Source organism: Streptomyces sp. SGAir0957 (genome assembly GCF_043523415.1).
On sequence record NZ_CP027293.1, the window covers coordinates 2632045 to 2649708 of the forward strand.

General features: G+C 72.2%; 18 protein-coding genes. 13 read left to right on the top strand and 5 right to left on the bottom strand.

Going from position 1 to position 17664, the window contains the following annotated elements:
* Positions 1–84: 84 nt before the first annotated feature.
* The 6 genes from C1N81_RS16605 to C1N81_RS16630 all read left to right on the top strand — a co-directional run bounded on the left by C1N81_RS16605 (position 85) and on the right by C1N81_RS16630 (position 5580).
* Positions 85–1149, top strand: a complete 1065-nt coding sequence (locus tag C1N81_RS16605; RefSeq protein WP_394437991.1) for an adenosine deaminase — start codon at positions 85–87, stop codon at positions 1147–1149.
* A 28-nt stretch (positions 1150–1177) separates the two neighbouring features.
* Positions 1178–1879, top strand: a complete 702-nt coding sequence (locus C1N81_RS16610; RefSeq protein ID WP_394429858.1) for a glycerophosphodiester phosphodiesterase — start codon at positions 1178–1180, stop codon at positions 1877–1879.
* A gap of 147 nt (positions 1880–2026) precedes the next feature.
* Positions 2027–3199 (top strand): serine hydrolase domain-containing protein, encoded by a 1173-nt coding sequence (locus tag C1N81_RS16615; protein ID WP_394429860.1) that lies wholly within the window; start codon positions 2027–2029, stop codon positions 3197–3199.
* A gap of 433 nt (positions 3200–3632) precedes the next feature.
* Entirely contained in the window at positions 3633–3854 is a 222-nt protein-coding gene (locus C1N81_RS16620; protein WP_394429862.1) for a hypothetical protein, read from the top strand.
* On the top strand, positions 3851–4813 hold the full coding sequence (locus tag C1N81_RS16625; protein ID WP_394429864.1) for a sigma factor-like helix-turn-helix DNA-binding protein: 963 nt from the start codon (positions 3851–3853) through the stop codon (positions 4811–4813). The genes C1N81_RS16620 and C1N81_RS16625 overlap by 4 nt, the downstream gene beginning before the upstream one ends.
* Positions 4810–5580, top strand: a complete 771-nt coding sequence (locus C1N81_RS16630) for a hypothetical protein (RefSeq protein WP_394429866.1) — start codon at positions 4810–4812, stop codon at positions 5578–5580. The genes C1N81_RS16625 and C1N81_RS16630 overlap by 4 nt, the downstream gene beginning before the upstream one ends.
* A gap of 20 nt (positions 5581–5600) precedes the next feature.
* On the opposite strand, the gene C1N81_RS16635 is transcribed toward C1N81_RS16630, so the two are convergent.
* The 3 genes from C1N81_RS16635 to C1N81_RS16645 all read right to left on the bottom strand — a co-directional run bounded on the left by C1N81_RS16635 (position 5601) and on the right by C1N81_RS16645 (position 8896).
* On the bottom strand, positions 5601–6803 hold the full coding sequence (locus tag C1N81_RS16635; RefSeq protein WP_394429868.1) for a polyamine ABC transporter substrate-binding protein: 1203 nt from the start codon (positions 6801–6803) through the stop codon (positions 5601–5603).
* 153 nt (positions 6804–6956) lie between these two features.
* Positions 6957–7457 carry a DUF1990 family protein gene (locus tag C1N81_RS16640; RefSeq protein WP_394429870.1) on the bottom strand — a complete coding sequence of 167 codons (501 nt, stop codon included), beginning with the start codon at positions 7455–7457 and terminating at the stop codon, positions 6957–6959.
* Positions 7454–8896, bottom strand: coding sequence for a gamma-aminobutyraldehyde dehydrogenase (locus C1N81_RS16645; RefSeq protein WP_394429872.1), 1443 nt, complete (start codon positions 8894–8896; stop codon positions 7454–7456). The genes C1N81_RS16640 and C1N81_RS16645 overlap by 4 nt, the downstream gene beginning before the upstream one ends.
* A 165-nt stretch (positions 8897–9061) precedes the next feature.
* On the opposite strand from C1N81_RS16645, the gene C1N81_RS16650 reads away from it, so the two are divergent.
* The 7 genes from C1N81_RS16650 (at position 9062) to C1N81_RS16680 (ending at position 15720) form a co-directional block, all read left to right on the top strand.
* The gene (locus tag C1N81_RS16650; protein ID WP_394429874.1) at positions 9062–9577 is read left to right on the top strand and encodes an Lrp/AsnC family transcriptional regulator; all 516 of its coding nucleotides are present in this window, start codon (positions 9062–9064) and stop codon (positions 9575–9577) included.
* Complete coding sequence (locus C1N81_RS16655) at positions 9562–10941, top strand: aspartate aminotransferase family protein (RefSeq protein WP_394429876.1); 1380 nt, start codon at positions 9562–9564, stop codon at positions 10939–10941. The genes C1N81_RS16650 and C1N81_RS16655 overlap by 16 nt, the downstream gene beginning before the upstream one ends.
* Positions 10942–11153: 212 nt before the next feature.
* Positions 11154–11894 (top strand): ABC transporter ATP-binding protein, encoded by a 741-nt coding sequence (locus tag C1N81_RS16660; RefSeq protein WP_394429878.1) that lies wholly within the window; start codon positions 11154–11156, stop codon positions 11892–11894.
* A complete protein-coding gene (locus C1N81_RS16665) occupies positions 11876–13102 on the top strand; it encodes a hypothetical protein (protein WP_394429880.1) in 1227 nt (408 codons plus the stop codon). Before C1N81_RS16660 ends, C1N81_RS16665 begins: the two co-directional genes overlap by 19 nt.
* A gap of 86 nt (positions 13103–13188) precedes the next feature.
* Positions 13189–13596 carry a VOC family protein gene (locus C1N81_RS16670; RefSeq protein WP_394429882.1) on the top strand — a complete coding sequence of 136 codons (408 nt, stop codon included), beginning with the start codon at positions 13189–13191 and terminating at the stop codon, positions 13594–13596.
* Positions 13597–13671: 75 nt separating this feature from the next.
* Positions 13672–14832, top strand: coding sequence for an LOG family protein (locus C1N81_RS16675; protein WP_394429884.1), 1161 nt, complete (start codon positions 13672–13674; stop codon positions 14830–14832).
* 195 nt (positions 14833–15027) lie between these two features.
* On the top strand, positions 15028–15720 hold the full coding sequence (locus C1N81_RS16680; RefSeq protein WP_394429886.1) for an LAETG motif-containing sortase-dependent surface protein: 693 nt from the start codon (positions 15028–15030) through the stop codon (positions 15718–15720).
* 77 nt (positions 15721–15797) lie between these two features.
* Here C1N81_RS16680 and C1N81_RS16685 read toward each other — a convergent pair whose 3' ends face one another.
* Positions 15798–16610: a maleylpyruvate isomerase family mycothiol-dependent enzyme gene (locus C1N81_RS16685; RefSeq protein WP_394429888.1), complete on the bottom strand. Its 813-nt coding sequence runs from the start codon at positions 16608–16610 to the stop codon at positions 15798–15800.
* 9 nt (positions 16611–16619) lie between these two features.
* The gene (locus C1N81_RS16690) at positions 16620–17660 is read right to left on the bottom strand and encodes an ABC transporter ATP-binding protein (protein ID WP_394429890.1); all 1041 of its coding nucleotides are present in this window, start codon (positions 17658–17660) and stop codon (positions 16620–16622) included.
* Positions 17661–17664 lie beyond the last annotated feature (4 nt).

Below are 17664 nucleotides of genomic sequence, written 5' to 3' on the forward strand. Positions count from 1 at the left end.
GGGTCGCCCTTCCGTGGCTCCCTGGCGCCCGTGCCCCGCTGCGCCCGCCCACCCGCATACGATGCCGGTAACCCTGATCAGCCGATCACCCACGTTCCTGGGGAGGAATCCGTGAGCCAGAGTCTGCAGACCTTCATCGCCGGACTGCCGAAGGCCGAACTCCATGTGCACCATGTGGGTTCCGCCTCCCCCAGGATCGTCTCGACGCTCGCCGCCCGGCACCCCGACTCGGCCGTGCCCACCGACCCCGAGGCGCTCGCGGACTTCTTCACGTTCCGGGACTTCGCGCACTTCATCACCGTGTACCTGTCCGTGGTCGACCTCATCCGGACGCCGGAGGACGTACGGCTCCTCACCTTCGAGGTGGCCCGCGACATGGCCCGGCAGAACGTGCGCTACGCCGAGCTGACCCTCACCCCCTTCTCCTCGACCCGGCGCGGCATCGACGCCCGCGGCTTCATGGACGCCATCGAGGACGCCCGCAAGGCCGCCGAGTCCGAGTTCGGCACGGTCCTGCGCTGGTGCTTCGACATCCCCGGCGAAGCGGGCCTGGAGTCGGCCGAGGAGACGGCGCGCCTCGCGACGGACGACGCACTGCGCCCGGAGGGCCTGGTCTCCTTCGGGCTCGGCGGCCCCGAGATCGGGGTGCCCCGGCCGCAGTTCAAGCCGTACTTCGACCGCGCGATCGCCGCGGGCCTGCACTCCGTACCGCACGCCGGGGAGACGACGGGCCCCGGGACCGTCTGGGACGCCCTGACCTACCTCGGCGCCGAGCGCATCGGGCACGGCACGTCCAGCGCCCAGGACCCGAAGCTGCTCGCGCACCTGGCCGAGCGCGGCATCCCGCTCGAGGTGTGCCCAACCTCGAACATCGCGACCCGCGCGGTCGCCACCCTCGACGAGCACCCGCTGCGGCAGTTCGTGGACGCGGGCGTCACCGTCACCATCAACTCCGACGACCCGCCGATGTTCTCCACGGACCTCAACAACGAGTACGCGGTCGCCGCCCGCCTCCTCGACCTCGACGAGCGCGGCCTCGCCGGCCTCGCGAAGAACGCGGTCCGCGCCTCCTTCCTCGACGAGCCCGGCAAGGCCCGGATCACCGCGGAGATCGACACGTACACGGACACCTGGCTGGCCGAGGCGTAACCGCGGTCTCCGTCCCACAATGGGGGCCATGCGCACCGTCACCGCCGTGGCCCACCGGGGCGACCCCTACCGCGTCCGCGAGAACACCCTTCCGTCCCTGCGCTCGGCGCTCGCGCTCGGCGCGGACGCGGTGGAGGTCGACGTCCGCCTGACCCGCGACGGCGTCCCCGTCCTCCTCCACGACGCGACGCTCACACGCCTGTGGCACCACGACCGCCCGCTGTCCGCGCTCTCCGCCGACGAGGTGCGGGGCCTGACGGCGGGCGGCGTGCCCACCCTCGTGGAGGCGCTCAAGGAGACGGCCGACACCAGGGTCATGGTCGACCTGCCCGGCGCGGACCCGCGGGCCGTCCGCACGGTCGTCGGCGTCATCCGGGACTGCGGCGCCGAGGAACGCGCCTACTACTGCGCCGGGGCCCGGACGATGCTCATGGTGCGGGCCGCGGACCCGGCCGCCGAGATCGCCCTGACCTGGACCACGCTCGCCCCGCCGCGCCGCGCCCTGCTCGACGCGGTCCGCCCGCGCTGGCTCAACTACCGCTTCCCGCTGGTCACCCGGGACCTCGCGGCGCGCGTCCACCGCGACGGCTGCCTGGTCTCCGCGTGGACGCCGGACACCCGCAGGTCGATGCGGCGCCTGCTGGACGCGGGCGCCGACTCCCTCACGACGAACCGCGTCGACCTCCTGACCGCGCTTCGCCAGGAGCGGTTGAGCACGGGCCACCCCTAGGGCCCCTCCGGCGGCTGCCCCTAGGGCACCGCCCCCGCGACTACCAGGGTCGGCGCTCCTCCCCCACGACGATCTCCTCACCACGGCAGCCGACCAGGATGGTGCGCACCGGCCCACCCGGGTCAACTACCGTGCCAGGAGCCCTCGTTGAAGCTTCCTCGTCATATCGCCCGCGCCCTCGCCGTCTCCACCGTCCTCGCTCTCGGCGCCGTCGCGGCCCCGCTCGCGACCGCCGCGCCGCACCCTCCTGCCCACGTCTCCACCCACTCCACGCACTCCACGCCCGACGCCGCGGCCCTGCGGAAGGCCATCAGCGGCCTGCCGGACGCCGACGCCACCGCCGCCCTCGTCCGCATCGGCGGCACGGGCGGCTCCTGGCACGGCGTCGCGGGCGTCCGTGATCTGCGGACGGGCGCGAAGGCGCTGGAGAACGCGCGGTTCCGGGCCGGTTCGACCACGAAGGTGGTGACGGCGGCGACGGTCCTGCGCCTCGCCGCCGACGGCAAGGTGGACCTGAACGCCCCCGTCCAGCGCTACCTCCCCGACCTGTTCGCCCCGAACGCCGGCGCCTTCCCGGACCCCATCTCCGTACGCCAACTCCTCAACCACACCAGCGGCTTGAAGCCGGGCACGAGCTGGGGCAGGAACTTCGAGGAGGAGTACCCGCACCGCTTCGAGACGCTGACCCCGCGCCAGGTCGTCGCCGGTTCGATCGCGGCGGGCCGGGCGTACGCGCCGGGCGAGGCGCAGGAGTACCTCGGCATCAACTACACCCTGCTCGGCCTCCTGGTGGAGCGGGTCACGGGCCACTCGTACGCGGCCGAGGCCGAACGGCTCGTCCTGCGCCCGGCCGGGATGCGGCACACCTACTTCCCCGGCACGGAGACCCGCATCAGGGGTCCGCACAACCGCGGCTACCAGCTCTCCGGCGGCAAGCTGATCGACGTGACGGAGTGGAACCAGTACGACCGTCTCGCGGGCGGCGACATGATCTCCACGACGGCCGACCTGGAGCGCCTGATCACGGCCCTGTTCCGGGGCAGGATCGTCCCGGAACCGCAGCTGGAGGAGATGTTCACGGTGCCGTCCGGCATCGAGGGCGCGACGATGACCGCCGGCCTCCAGCGCTACGTGACGGAGGAGGGCAAGGTCGTCTGGGTGAAGACCGGCAGCCGTTACGGCTACAACGCGGTGGTCGGCGCCACCCGCGACCTCTCCCGCACCCTCGTCTACTCGGTCAACTCCACCGACGCGAAGGGCACAGAGATGAACGCGGTGACGCAGCGCATCGTGGGCGCGGCGCTGAAGAACCTGGACTGAGCCGGAGGACCGGGACCGGACGGGGGTGCTCTCGCCTGGCCGATACGCCCGGCCAGGCGAGAACAGAGCTGCACGCCCCCCAACTTCTCGGCACGGGAGCGGGCCCTTCCGGATGGGAAGGCCGACACCGAAGGTGCCGCTCCCCCATTGAGGTGCCTCGATCCCCGTAATGCAAGGAAAACCGGGAACTTCCACGCCTCCGGGGCACGACCTGCTCGTTTTCTAGTCACCGAACGGTCACGCACGGTCGCGGAGGACCGCTCGATGACCGGCATTGTTCCGTGAATCCATGATCACGTGGCGTGACAACTCCCCCTGCGTCCATTGTGGTTGACCTCCCCGGCGGACGGGCTCGGCACCCGCCCTGTCCTGGGACCCGCCGGCTTCCGGATGGGCCGGCGGGCTTCGAGAAGGCCAGACTTCTGGAGGTCCGATGGAACGAACGCAGATATGGCTCGTTGCGGCCACCCTCACGGTTTTCGCCTGGAGCGTCGCGATGGCCGCCCTGGGGCAGGGCGCGGCGATCGCCGCGCTCGCGCCCGCGCTCGGCCTGACCGTGCAGCAGATCACCCGTACGGCCCGCCACCACCACGGCCCCGCCTCCGGCCACCGTGTGACCGCCTCCCCGCACGAGAAGGAGGACGGCGCGCCGTGACCGCACCCTCCGATCCGTCCGCGTCCCCGGACGAGAGCGACCCGTTCGACAAGCGGGAGACCCCGGCCGGGGCCGCGCCCACCGGCCGGCCCCAGCGCCTCGGCCGCCCCGGCCGGCCGCTGGGCCCCGTCGCGGCCGACTGCAGCAGCGCCCACCGCGCCTGGCTGGAGCCCGTACGCGACGCCTACCGCAGGTCCGGGCAGACCATGAGCCAGCTCGGCACCCAGCTGCACATGGCGAAGTCCAAGATCTCCGAGCTGCTGAGCGGCCGTATGTACCCACGCTGGGAGGTCCTCTATCCCCTGGCGGTCGAACTGCGCATCCCGTACTCGCCGTTGTTCCGCCTCTGGGCACAGGCCGCGGTGAAGACCCACAACAAGTCCCGCACATGGGTCGACGACTCCGTCGCCGGGGTGGCGGTGACGACCAGGCCCGCCGCACCGCCCCTGGACCACAAGGCGTTCCGCAAGCTCACCGAGGACGGTTACCGCGACTACGCCAGCGTCTTCCTGGCCGACGACTGCTGCGGTCCCGCTCTCGACGACACGTACGACCAGCTGTGGCTCCGCTGGACCCACGTTCTCTCCAGCCCCGACGCCCGCCGCTACGCCTGGGACGTCCTGCGCACCACGGTCATGGCCCTGACCCCGCACATCGACGGCCGCCCGGAGTTCTCCCACGCGGCCTTCGACACCGTCGCCATGCAGGCGGCCACCGACCAGGACGCGGCCCTGAGGCAGTTGCACGAAACGCTCGGTCTCTACAAGGCGATGAGCCGACTGCCCGACCACCAGCTCGACGTCATCGTCCTGCGCCGGCTGCGCGCCATGCCCACCGAGACCGTCTCCGACCTGCTGGGCGCCCCGCTGGCCACCGTCCGCTCCGATGAACGGCACGCGACCCGCTTCCTCGAGACCGCCCTCACCGCCCCGAACGACCTCGAAGGGAACCAACCGTGACTCGCATCGAAGACATCCTCTCCAGGGCCCTGCTGGCCCGGGACCGCACCGTGCCCCGCGACATCGTCCCGACCACGTGCCCCGCCGCGCACCGGCCGCGGACCGCCCCCGCCGTCCGTGCCTCCACCGCGCAGGACAGCGACGCCGCCGAGGATCTGCGGGCCCTGTGCGAGACCCTGGTCTCCCACACCCCGGCCACCGACGTCGCCGACTTCGTCACCGAGCAAGTGCCCCAGCCACGCAGCGCACTGGCCCTGGCCTGCGTGCTGCAGCTGACGGACACGGACGACGGCGCCCGCTTCTGGTGGCAGTACGCCGCGGGCGCCGGGCAGCCCGCGGCCGCCTACTGCCTCTACCTCCACCACCTGGCACAGGGCGAGGACGCCGCCGCCGACTGGTGGCACCGGCAGACCGACGACGTCGAGCCCGTCCCCGACAGCCCGGCCGCCGCGGAGGCCGGGACGCCGGACCCCGACCGGCGGCACTCCACCTCCACCACCACGATCCTGCGGATCCTGCGTCACCTGTCCAGGCACACGGTCCGGCCGCGCACCATGGCGGTCACCCATCTCATGGCGTACATGCCCACCGCCGTCACCATCGGCTACCTCCGCGAGCCGGACATGGACCTGCCTCTGCCGGGTCCCGACTTCGCCCACCGCGTCGGCGAACTCCTCACCGCGGCCGGCCGGCCCGACGTCTCCGACACCCTCCCCGGCCGCAAGCCGCGCGACGCCCGGTCGATGCAGGAGGCCGTCAGCCGCTGACCCGGGCCCCCGCCGCGCTCCTACAGCCCGGCGATCGCGTTCCACCGCTTCGCGAACTCCGTCCGCTCCGACGGCGCGATGTCCCGCGCGATGGCGAGACGCGCCCGCATCGCGTCGTCGGGGAAGATCAGCGGGTCCTCGGCGAGTTCGGCGGTCTCCCGGTCCTTGGCGGCGGCCAGTACGTCCCGGGCCGCCGGGACCGGGCAGACGTAGTTGACCCAGGCCGCGAGCTCGGCGGCGACCTCGGGCTCGTAGTAGTGGTCGATGAGCCGTTCGGCGTTGGCCTTGTGGGCGGCGAGGTTGGGGACCATCAGGGACTCGGCCCACAGTTCGGCGCCCTCCTCGGGGACGACGAACTCGATGTCGGGGTCGTCGGCCTGGAGCTGGATGACGTCGCCGCTGTAGGCCTGGCAGGCCAGGACGTCGCCGCTGGAGAGGTCCTTGATGTAGTCGTTGCCGGTGAAGCGGCGGATGTGCTGGGACCTGACGCGCTTCTCGACCTGGTCGCAGAGGCGGTGGAAGTCGTCGGCGGTCCACCTGGTGATGTCGACGCCGTTGCCCTGCATGAGCAGCGCGAAGGACTCGTCGAGCCCGGAGAGCAGGGTGACGCGCCCCTTGAGGTCGTCCGCCCACAGATCACTGACGTGCCGGATCTCCCGGCCGAGGCGGCGCTTGTTGTACGCGATGCCGGTGATGCCGGACTGCCAGGGCACGGTGTACTTGCGGCCGGGGTCGAAGGCGGGCGAACGCAGCAACGGGTCGAGGTACCTGGTGACGTTCGGCTGCCGCGCCCGGTCCATCTCCTGGACCCAGCCCAGCCGCACGAAACGCGCGCACATCCAGTCGGAGATGACGATGAGGTCCCGGCCGGTCCTCTGATGGTTCATCAGGGACGGGCTGATCTTCCCGAAGAACTCGTCGTTGTCGTTGATCTCCTCGGTGTACGTGACCTGGATGCCGGACCGCCTCTCGAACGCGTCGAGGGTCGGCCGCTTCGCGGGGTCGTCATCGTCGACGTCGATGTAGAGGGGCCAGTTCGCCCAGGTCAGCCGCTTCTCGGTGGACGACAGGTCCCGCGCGGCCCGGTCCCCCGGCTCGACGTACGCCGCGGGCACCCCGCACCCCGTGGCCAGCCCGCCGACGGCCAGCGCGCCGGCACCACCGCCCAGGGCGCGCAGCAAGGACCGACGGGTGACCTGGGAGGAGAGGTGTTTGGCTCGCACGTCCGCAGGATGCCGCCCGTGCCGCTCGCCCGGCAATGGACGCTGCGTCGAGCGGCGCGGGCCGGGGGCGACACCCTGTCGACAGGGCGCCACCCCCGAGCCACTTCCGTCGCCCCCGAGCCGCTTCCATCGCCCACGAGCCGTTCCCGGCGCCTACGAGCCGTTTCCGGCGGCCTTCACCACCGCCCGCAGATACCGCCGCGTCGCCCACCCCTGCACCGCCCGTCCCACCGGCCCCGCCATCCGCGTGTACCAGCGGCCGGGCCGGGAGAACGCGCGGATGCGGAACCACACGGTGCCGTCCGCGTCCCGGGTCACGAGGAACGCCTCCTCGCCGCGTTCCGGATGGCCGGGGAGCGTCCCGTACGCGAACCCGGTGCGGTCCGCGTCCCGGACGACCCGCACCACCCGGCAGGGAATCCGCAGCCACAGCAGGCGCATGACGATGTCCGCGCCCTCGCGGGCGTCCTCGCCGGGCGTGACCGACATGCCGGCGCCGCGCTGCGCTCCCCACGACAGGACCGCCGCCCCCGCCCGCTCGAAGCACCGCTGCCCCGAGCCGAGACGGACGCGGCGGTCCAGGTGGGCGTATCCCCGCGGGAGTGCGGAGGTCTCCGGCAGGGTCGCGCCGACCTCGCGGTAGGTGAGGTTCACGCGTCCAGCGACGTCATCACGTGCTTGATGCGCGTGTAGTCGTCGAAGCCGTACGCGGACAGGTCCTTGCCGTAGCCGGACTTCTTGAAGCCGCCGTGCGGCATCTCGGCGACGAGCGGGATGTGCGTGTTGATCCAGACGCAGCCGAAGTCGAGGACCTTGGACATGCGCATCGCGCGCGCGTGGTCCTTGGTCCACACCGAGGAGGCGAGGGCGTAGTCGACGCCGTTGGCCCACTCGGTGGCCTGGGCCTCGTCCGTGAAGGACTGGACGGTGATGACGGGGCCGAAGACCTCGTTCTGGATGATCTCGTCGTCCTGCTTGAGCCCGGAGACGACGGTCGGGGCGTAGAAGTAGCCCTTCTCGCCGACGCGGTGGCCGCCCGCCTCGACCTTGGCGTGCGCGGGGAGCCGCTCGATGAACCCGGAGACCTGCTTGAGCTGGTTGGGGTTGTTGAGCGGGCCGTAGAGCACGTCCTCGTCGTCCGGCATGCCGGTCTTGGTGTCGGCGGCGGCCTTGGCGAGCGCGGTGACGAACTCGTCGTGGATGGACTCCTGGACGAGGACACGGGTGGCGGCCGTGCAGTCCTGGCCCGCGTTGAAGAAGCCCGCGACCGAGATGTCCTCGACGGCCTTGGCGATGTCGGTGTCCTCGAAGACGACGACCGGCGCCTTGCCGCCCAGCTCCAGGTGGACCCGCTTGAGGTCCTTGGCGGCGGACTCGGCGACCTGCATGCCGGCGCGCACGGAGCCGGTGATGGACGCCATCGCCGGGGTGTCGTGCTCGACCATGAGGCGGCCGGTGTCGCGGTCGCCGCAGACGACGTTGAAGACGCCCTTCGGGACGATCGAGCCGATGATCTCGGCCATCAGGACCGTGGAGGCGGGGGTGGTGTCGGACGGCTTGAGCACGACCGTGTTGCCCGCGGCGAGCGCCGGGGCGAACTTCCACACGCCCATCATCATCGGGTAGTTCCACGGCGCGACCTGCGCGCAGACGCCGATCGGCTCGCGCCGGACGATGGAGGTGAGGCCCTCCATGTACTCACCGGCCGCGCGGCCCTCCAGCATCCGGGCCGCGCCCGCGAAGAAGCGGATCTGGTCGACCATCGGCGGGATCTCCTCGGACCGCGTGAGCCCGATGGGCTTGCCCGTGTTCTCCACCTCGGCCGCGATCAGCTCCTCGGCCCGCTCCTCGAACGCGTCGGCGATCTTGAGGAGGGCCTTCTGCCGCTCGGCCGGGGTCTGGTCGCGCCAGGCCGGGAACGCCGCGGCGGCGGCCGCCATGGCGGCGTCGACGTCGGCCTGCCCGGACAGCGGCGCGGTCGCGTACGCCTCGCCGGTGGCCGGGTTGACCACCTCGGTGGTCCGGCCGTCGGCGGCGTCCCGGAACTCGCCATCGATGTAATTCCTCAGACGACGCAGCTCACTGGTGGTCACTGACCGGCCTCCTTGTCGGGATGTCCACTGCTTGAGACACCCACCCTAAGCCGTGCACCGACGCTTTCGACACCCCCCACCCGCCCGCACCTACGAAATCCGTGACTATCCACTCCGTAGACAACGGATTACATCGATCCGGGCTTGCGGAACTGTCGAGTCCTCGTGCACAGTGACGTCGTGGCCAGTCGCAGCGCAGACCCCAAGGGACCCCGTTCGAGGAGTGGTGGCAACCCGCCCCTCGACGCCGTCTCCCTCGCGATCATCGAGCAGCTCCAGGAGGACGGGCGGCGTCCGTACGCCGCCATCGGCAAGGCCGTCGGCCTCTCCGAGGCGGCCGTGCGCCAGCGCGTCCAGAAACTGCTCGACCAGGGCGTGATGCAGATCGTCGCCGTCACCGACCCGCTCACCGTGGGCTTCCGGCGCCAGGCGATGGTCGGCATCCACGCGGAGGGCGACCTCGACCCCGTGGCGGACGCGCTGACGGCCATGCCGGAGTGCGAGTACGTGGTGATGACCGCGGGCTCGTTCGACCTGATGGTGGAGGTCGTCTGCGAGGACGACGACCACCTCCTGGAGGTCATCAACCAACGCATCCGGGCCCTGCCCGGCGTGCGCTCCACCGAGAGCTTCGTCTACCTCAAGCTCAAGAAGCAGACCTATATGTGGGGAACCCGATAGCCGTGAGCAAGGACCTCAGCCGAACCGCGTACGACCACCTGTGGATGCACTTCACACGGATGTCGTCGTACGAGAACGCGCCCGTTCCCACCATCGTGCGTGGCGAGGGCACCTACATCTGGGACGACCAGGGCAAGAAGTACCTCGACGGGCTCGCGGGGCTCTTCGTGGTCCAGGCCGGGCACGGCCGCCGCGAGCTGGCCGAGGTCGCCGCGAAGCAGGCGTCCGAGCTGGCCTTCTTCCCGATCTGGTCGTACGCCCACCCCAAGGCCGTGGAGCTGGCGGAGCGCCTCGCCCACCACGCGCCGGGCGACCTCAACAAGGTCTTCTTCACCACCGGCGGCGGCGAGGCCGTCGAGACCGCGTGGAAGCTGGCGAAGCAGTACCACAAGCTCACCGGCAACCACACGAAGTACAAGGTCATCTCCCGCGCGGTCGCCTACCACGGCACCCCGCAGGGCGCCCTGTCCATCACCGGGCTGCCAGCACTGAAGGCTCCCTTCGAGCCGCTCGTGCCCGGCGCGCACAAGGTGCCGAACACCAACATCTACCGCGCCCCGATCCACGGTGACGACCCCGAGGCGTTCGGGCGCTGGGCCGCCGACCAGATCGAGCAGGAGATCCTCTTCGAGGGCCCGGAGACGGTCGCGGCCGTCTTCCTGGAGCCGGTGCAGAACGCGGGCGGCTGCTTCCCGCCCCCGCCCGGCTACTTCCAGCGCGTGCGCGAGATCTGCGACCAGTACGGCGTCCTGCTCGTCTCCGACGAGGTCATCTGCGCCTTCGGCCGCCTCGGCACGATGTTCGCCTGCGACAAGTTCGGCTACGTGCCCGACATCATCACCTGCGCCAAGGGCATGACGTCCGGCTACTCCCCGATCGGTGCGGCCATCGTGTCCGACCGCATCGCGGAGCCCTTCTACAAGGGCGACAACACCTTCCTGCACGGCTACACCTTCGGCGGCCACCCCGTGTCGGCCGCGGTCGGCCTCGCCAACCTCGACCTGTTCGAGCGCGAGGGCCTCAACCAGCACGTGCTCGACAACGAGGCGAACTTCCTGACGACGCTGCAGAAGCTGCACGACCTGCCGATCGTCGGCGACGTCCGCGGCAACGGCTTCTTCTACGGCATCGAGCTCGTCAAGGACAAGGCCACCAAGGAGACGTTCACGGACGAGGAGTCCGAGCGCGTCCTGTACGGCTTCGTCTCCAAGAAGCTGTTCGAGTACGGCCTGTACTGCCGCGCCGACGACCGCGGTGACCCGGTCATCCAGCTCTCCCCGCCGCTGATCTCGGACCAGTCGACGTTCGACGAGATCGAGTCCATCGTCCGTCAGGTCCTCACGGAGGCCTGGACGAAGATCTGACCTCCCCCGGGAGCCAGTGCGTCGACGGCCCGGCCGCGCCCATCCGAGTGAGATGGGCGCGGCCGGGCCGCGTCTTTTCCAGCCATATCGTCCGGAATACCTAACGTGCCTGTAACCGATCGGCCCCGCCTTCGTTCCCCCGTACGGGGGACGGGACGCACGGGGGACGGGATCCCCTCCCGGCACAACTGATCCGAACCGAGGTGTACGCCATGGTGGCCCCGCCGGACAACGACGTGCTCTGGGCACGCACGCTGCACGTCTCGCACAACGGCACCCCGGCGCTCACGGGTGTCTCCATCGAGGTCCGCGAGGGCGAGACGCTGGCCGTCAGCGGCCCGCGCGGCTCAGGCAAAACGACTCTGCTGCGCTGCCTCTCGGGCCAGCTCCTGCCGCAGCAGGGCGAGGTGTGGTTCAACAGCACCCCCGTGCACACCATGGGCACCCTGGTGCGCGAGCGGCTGCGGCGCGACCGGTTCGGCTGGATCGACCCCGAACCCGCGCTCGTCCCCGAGCTGAACGCCTGGGAGAACACCGCCCTGCCGCTGATGCTGCGCGGCACAGGGCGCCGCGCCGCGAAGAACGCCGCCCAGGAGTGGCTGGAGCGACTCGACGTCGGACACCTCGCGCGCAAGCGGCCCGGCGCCCTGCGGATGGCCGAGCGCCAGCGCGTCGCCATCGCCCGCGCCCTCGTGCACGCCCCCGACGTGGTCTTCGCCGACGAGCCGACCGCGACCCTGCACCGCGCCGACCGCGCCCACGTCCTGCGCACCCTGACGGCGGCGGCCCGCTCGCACGGCATCACCGTCGTCCTCGCCACGCACGACCCGGAGGTCGGCGCGCACGCCGACCGCACGGTGCCGCTGCTCGACGGGCGCCGCGTCACCACCGTCCAGCTGCCGACCGCGGCGGCCGGTCCCGAAGGGCTCGCCGAGTGCTCGCTCTCCGTCTAGTGCGCGGCGGCCGTCCGCTGGTCCAGCTCCGCCGGCTCCTGGTCGCCGCCGCCTCCGCGGGCACCGGCTTCCTGCTCCTGTGCACCCTCGGCTACGCGCTCGGCCACCCCGGAGCCGCCACCGGCGCCGTGGCCCGGCTCCTGTGGTGCGCCGTGCCGCTCGCCGCCACCGTGTACTTCGCGGTCGCCGTCGCCCGCTCCGACCCGGGCACGCAACCGCGCTCCGGCCTCTCCGCCGTCGGCCTCGGCCCGGCCCGGCTCACCCTGCTCGCCGCGATCTCCACGGCGATCGCCTGCACGCTCGGCTCGCTCCTCGCGCTGCTGTTCTTCCTGCATCTGCGCGGCGACCTCTCGGGGCTCCCGTTCGACGGCGCGGCACGCGGCCTGCTCGCCGCCGACCACCCCCTGCCGCTGCCCGCCACCCTCACGCTCCTCACGTTCGTGCCCCTGATCGCGTCCGGCGCGAGCGCGGTCGTGCTGCGGCCGCGCAAGGCGGCGGCGCCCGCGAGGGGCGGCGGTCGCTACGGCGGAGCGCCCCGGGCCGCCGAACAGGCCGCGGCCGAGCCCGAGGAACTGTTCGCCGAACCCGTCCCCGCGCCGGCCGGCCTCCCCTGGGGCGTCGCCCTGCTCGCCGCCGGACTCGCCGTGGAGACGTACGCCGCGCGCGCCGGCGCGGGCGACGGGCTGCGGATGCCGGGCGGGCTCGGCGGCAGCCCCAGCGCGGTCCTGGCCGGCTGGGCGCTGACCGCGCTCGGCCTGGCGCTCGCCGGGCCGGGCCTCACCTACCTGACCGGCTGGGCGCTGCAGGCCGTACGGCCCGGCGCGGTCCGGCTGCTCGCCGGGCGCGTGCTCCAGGAGGAGGCGCGGCGCATCGGCCGCCCGCTCGGCGTCGTCTGCGCCGTGGCCTCGGGCGCGTACGCGGCGAACGTGCTGTACGGGCACGCCCCCGCGTCGGCCCCCGGGCTCGGCCCGCTGACGGCGCTCGGCGCGGTGCTCGTCATCGGCTGCACCCTCGCCACCCTGCTGACCGCCGCCGCAGAGGCCCGCCAGGCGCGCAGGCACACGGCCGCCGCGCTGCTGCGCCTGGGCGCCCCCGCGGTGTCCCTGCGCGCCGCGGCGGCGCTGCGCGCGGGCGCGCTGCTGCTCGTCTTCGCGCCGCTGACCTGGGCCGTCGCGGAACTTTCGGCCATTCCCCTGATTTCCCGATGACTTGGCGATGACTTTTGCCGCCGGGGTCCGTCTAATCCTGCGTACGCGCAAGACCTCACCGACACAGAGAAGGCGACGGGCCTCCCATGTACCAGCAGATGATCTTCGTGAACCTGGCCGTGAACGACCTGGATGCCTCCAAGAAGTTCTTCACCGAGCTCGGCTACACCATCAACAAGCAGTTCACCGACGAGACCGCGTCCGCCGTGGAGATCAGCGACACCATCGTGCTGATGCTGATGACCAAGGAGAAGTACGCGGGCTTCACCAAGAAGACGATCATCGACTCGACCAGCCACAGCGAGGTCCTGCTCGCGCTCAGCGCGGAGAGCAGGGAGAAGGTCGACGAGCTGGTGGAGCGGGCGATCGCGGCGGGCGGCACCGAGTCCGGCGAGAAGCAGGACCACGGCTTCATGTACGGGCGCGCCTTCGACGACCTGGACGGCCACACCTTCGAGGTCGCCTGGATGGACCCGTCGGTCATCGAGAGCTGAGCAACCACCGGGCGGGCGGGGACGGTTGCGGCCGTACGTGACATGGGCGTGTGCGGCCGCGCCTAGCATGGGCGGGTGCAGCCGACCTCAGCAACACCACCGTCCGTACCGGCCCCGCGCGGCGCCGCCGTCACCTCCGACGACCACGAGATCGAGACGCTCGCCGAGTTCGACGAGGTCCTCGCCGCCCGCGGCACGCTCGCGGGGCACCGGGTGCAGGCCGTCGACCTGACCGAGCGGACGGACCGGCTGCTCGCCGCCGACGTCGCGGACGCCGTGTTCCTGGGCTGCCCCATGGACCCGGCGGCGGCCGCCCGGGTCAGGGCCGAGGGGGCGCTGGTCTTCCCGCCGGTCCCGGGCCTGCCGTTCGACCCGTACCGCGGTCATCTCTACACGCCCGGCGAACTCTTCGACGGCCTTTCCGGCCCCGACGGGTACGAGGCGACACCGGACGCGCGCGCGTACGCCTGGTTCCAGCGGACCAAGGCCGACGGCGACGTGTTCGCGTCCATGCTGCGCGCCGTCCATGACGACTCCGTCTCCGACGCCCTCGACGAACTCCTCGCCGGTGCCCGGGTGGTGGGCGTCATGGGCGGCCACGCGATGGCGCGCGGCACCGACGCGTACGCGGGCGCGGCCCGGCTCGGCCGCACCCTCGCGCGCGCCGGGCTCACGGTGGCGACGGGCGGCGGCCCCGGCGCCATGGAGGCGGCCAACCTCGGCGCGTACGCCGCCCCGCTCGCCGACGGCGTGCTCGACGAGGCGCTGCGCCTCCTCGCCAAACACCCTTCCTTCACACCGTCGGTCACGGACTGGGCCGCGGCCGCGTTCGAGGTGCGCTCGCGCTGGCCGGAGGGTGGCGCGTCGGTCGGCATCCCGACCTGGTTCTACGGGCACGAGCCGCCCAACGCGTTCGCCGCGCACCTCGCCAAGTACTTCGCCAACGCCACCCGCGAGGACGGCCTCCTGGCGCGCTCGAACGCGGGCGTCATCTTCCTGCCCGGCGCGGCCGGCACGGTCCAGGAGATCTTCGACAACGCCACGCCCAACTACTACGAGTCCCGCGGCGAGCCGACCCCGATGGTCCTCGTCGACCGCGAGCACTGGACCCAAAAACTGCCCGCCTGGCCGCTGTTGGAGGCGCTCGCGCGCGGCCGGTCGATGGAGTCGCGCATCGCGCTCGTCGACTCGGTGGAGGAGGCGGGCGAGGCGCTGGCGCGGATCCGGGCCGTATGAAGATCGACCAGGGCTTGTCTGAGCCACGTAAGGTCAAGTACAGGTCAAGAGTCGCGTCTTAAACCTCTTTCCGTATTGACGCTACGTCATGCCCACTTGTAAACGTGAGGGGACCGTGAGGGTGCTGAGGCGGGAGCTACGCGTTCCCCTCGCGGCACCTCATCTTTTTCTGCACTGATCCCGTGAAGGACAACCGTGTCCGTAACCCCCCGTATATCCGCACGCGCCGCCCGTTTCGCCGGTGTCGCGGCCGCCGCGACCGCGCTGACGCTGGGCGTCGCCGGTACCGCTTCTGCGTGCAACATCAACGAGTTCAGCGCCAAGGCCTCTTGCGTCGGTGACAAGGGCGTCATCACCGTCACGGACGTCGACGCCTCTGGCACGGAGGCCACCGTCACGCTCGAAGACGCGTCGGGCAAGCAGCTCGGCCAGCAGACCGTGAAGGGCACCCGCGAGGGCGCCACCATCACGTTCGAGGAGAACTGGGCCCCGAGCACCACGTACCGCGTCCACGTGAAGACCGTCAAGTACAACGTGGACGACTACATCAAGGGCGACGTCAAGACGCCGGCGACGGCTTGCGCCACCGAGAAGCCGACCCCGCCGGTCACCGAGAAGCCGACCCCGCCGGTCACTGAGAAGCCGACCCCGGCCCCGGAGACGTCGACCCCGGCCGAGACCGCCACGCCGACCCCGTCGGCCCCCGAGTCCGAGACCCCCGCGGCCCCGGCCCCGGACAACTCGGCCTCCCCGGCCGGTGGTTCGGACCTCGCCGAGACCGGTGCCGACAGCAACACCGGCCTGTTCGCCGGCATCGCGGCGGCGCTCGTCGTCGCCGGTGGCGGTGTGGTCTTCGCCCTGCGCAAGCGCGGCGCGGCCCAGAACTAGCAGCAAGGAAGGGGCCGTACGGGGCATCTGCCCCGTACGGCCCCTTTCGCGCGCCCGGGGCCGGGACGGCCCCGGTCTCAGCCGAAGGTGGCCCGCTCCAGCCAGAAGTCGAGCAGCGCGCGGTCACCGAGCACCTCGACCCGCCCGGAGTCCAGAGGCTGTCGCCGGTAGAACGCGAGCAGCAGATCGGTCATCGGGCCGCGCAGCGCCACGTCGGCCTTGCCGTGCTCGCGCCGCCAGCCGATCCCCTCGTCGCCCAGCTCGATCAGCCATTCGGCGGCCGACTCGGGGGCCGTGTCGGTCGCGTGGAGGTGCAGCGTGCGGCCGCCCGCCTTGAGTTCCTGCGCCGCGTCCCGGGCGTCGACGTCCTGCACGTAGCGCACGATCCGCAGCCATTCGTCGACCGCGTCGGCGGCGACCTCGGGCGCCACGTCGTACTCCGCCTTGGCCGCGAGCGCCGCGTCCGCCCGGTGGATCACCGTCTCGTGGGTCATCCGGCGGGCCCAGAACCCGGAGTCGTGCTGCCACGCCCAGCTCCAGCAGGCGGTGTCGGGCCCCGCCGCGCGCAGGGTGTCCGCGAGGCGCCGGGCCCCGTCGGCGAGCCAGGCGCCGAGGGTGGCGGGGTCGTCGTCGGCCGGGGCGCGGTCCGGCACGTCGTCCTCGTCCAGTTGCTCGCTCGCCCGGGTGCGCACCATCGCCTCGGCCCAGCGGTGCGCGCGGCCCACGTGCTCGACGAGCTCGCGCAGGGTCCAGTCGGGGCAGGTCGGCACGGTCGCCGCGAGATCGGCCCCGTCCAGATGCGCCCGCAACAGGTCGCTCTGCGCGATGATTTCGGCGCAGAAGCGGTCGTGGGTGAGCAGGCTGTCGGGGGTGCGCGCGGGTGTCGTCATGCGCCGACCCTACGTAGCCGGTCCCCCGCCCAGCACCACAATTTCGGCTGCGTCGAAGGCCACGCCGACCTCGGCGCCCTGCTCCGGCGCGTCCCGCAGCGCGCAGGCCGCTTCCAGTTGGGGCGCGTCCTCGGGCCGCAGGTGCAGCGCGACGTGCGTCCCCCGGAAGGTGCGCGCGGCGACGGTGCAGGTCAGCTGGGCATCGGCGGCGTCGACGAGCCGTACGCCCGCGGGCCGTACGAGGATCTTGCCGGGCCCCCGCGGCGCGCCGGCCGGGACCGGCACCTTGCCCCACGGGGTGTCCGCGGCGTCACCCGAGACCGAGACGGTCGCCTCGACCACGTTGTCGAAACCGAGGAAGCGGGCCACGAATTCGTCGGCCGGGTGCCGCCACACGTCGAGGGGCGTGCCGGACTGGGCGATGCGCCCGTCCCGCATGACGACGACGCGGTCCGCGAGCGCGAACGCCTCGCCCTGGTCGTGGGTGACGGCGAGGACGGTGGTGCCCAACTCGCCGAACAGCTGGCGCAGTTCGACGACCAGGCGCTCGCGCAGGGACCGGTCGAGCTGGCCGAGCGGCTCGTCGAGCATGAGGAGGCGGGGCCGCGGCGCGAGCGCGCGGGCCAGCGCGACGCGCTGCTGCTCACCGCCGGACAGGGCGCCGACGGCCCGGCCGGCGGCCCCGGGCAGCCCGACCAGGTCGAGCAACTCCCTTACGCGCGCCCGCTGTTCGCTCTTCCCGGCACCGTGCATCCGCAGCCCGAACGCCACATTGCCGCCCACGTCCCGCTGCGGGAACAGCTGGTGGTCCTGGAACATCAGGCCCACGCCCCGCTTGTGCGCGGGCACGCCCGCCTGGTCGCGCCCGGCGAGGACCACCCGCCCGGAGTCGAGGTGCTGCAACCCGGCGACCACCCGGAGCAGCGTCGACTTGCCGCTGCCGCTGGGCCCGAGGACGCAGACGATCTCGTGCTCGGCGACCTCCAGGTCCACGCGGTCGAGCGCGGCGCGCCCCCCGAACCGTACGGTCGCGTCGTCCAGTGCGAGCATGGCC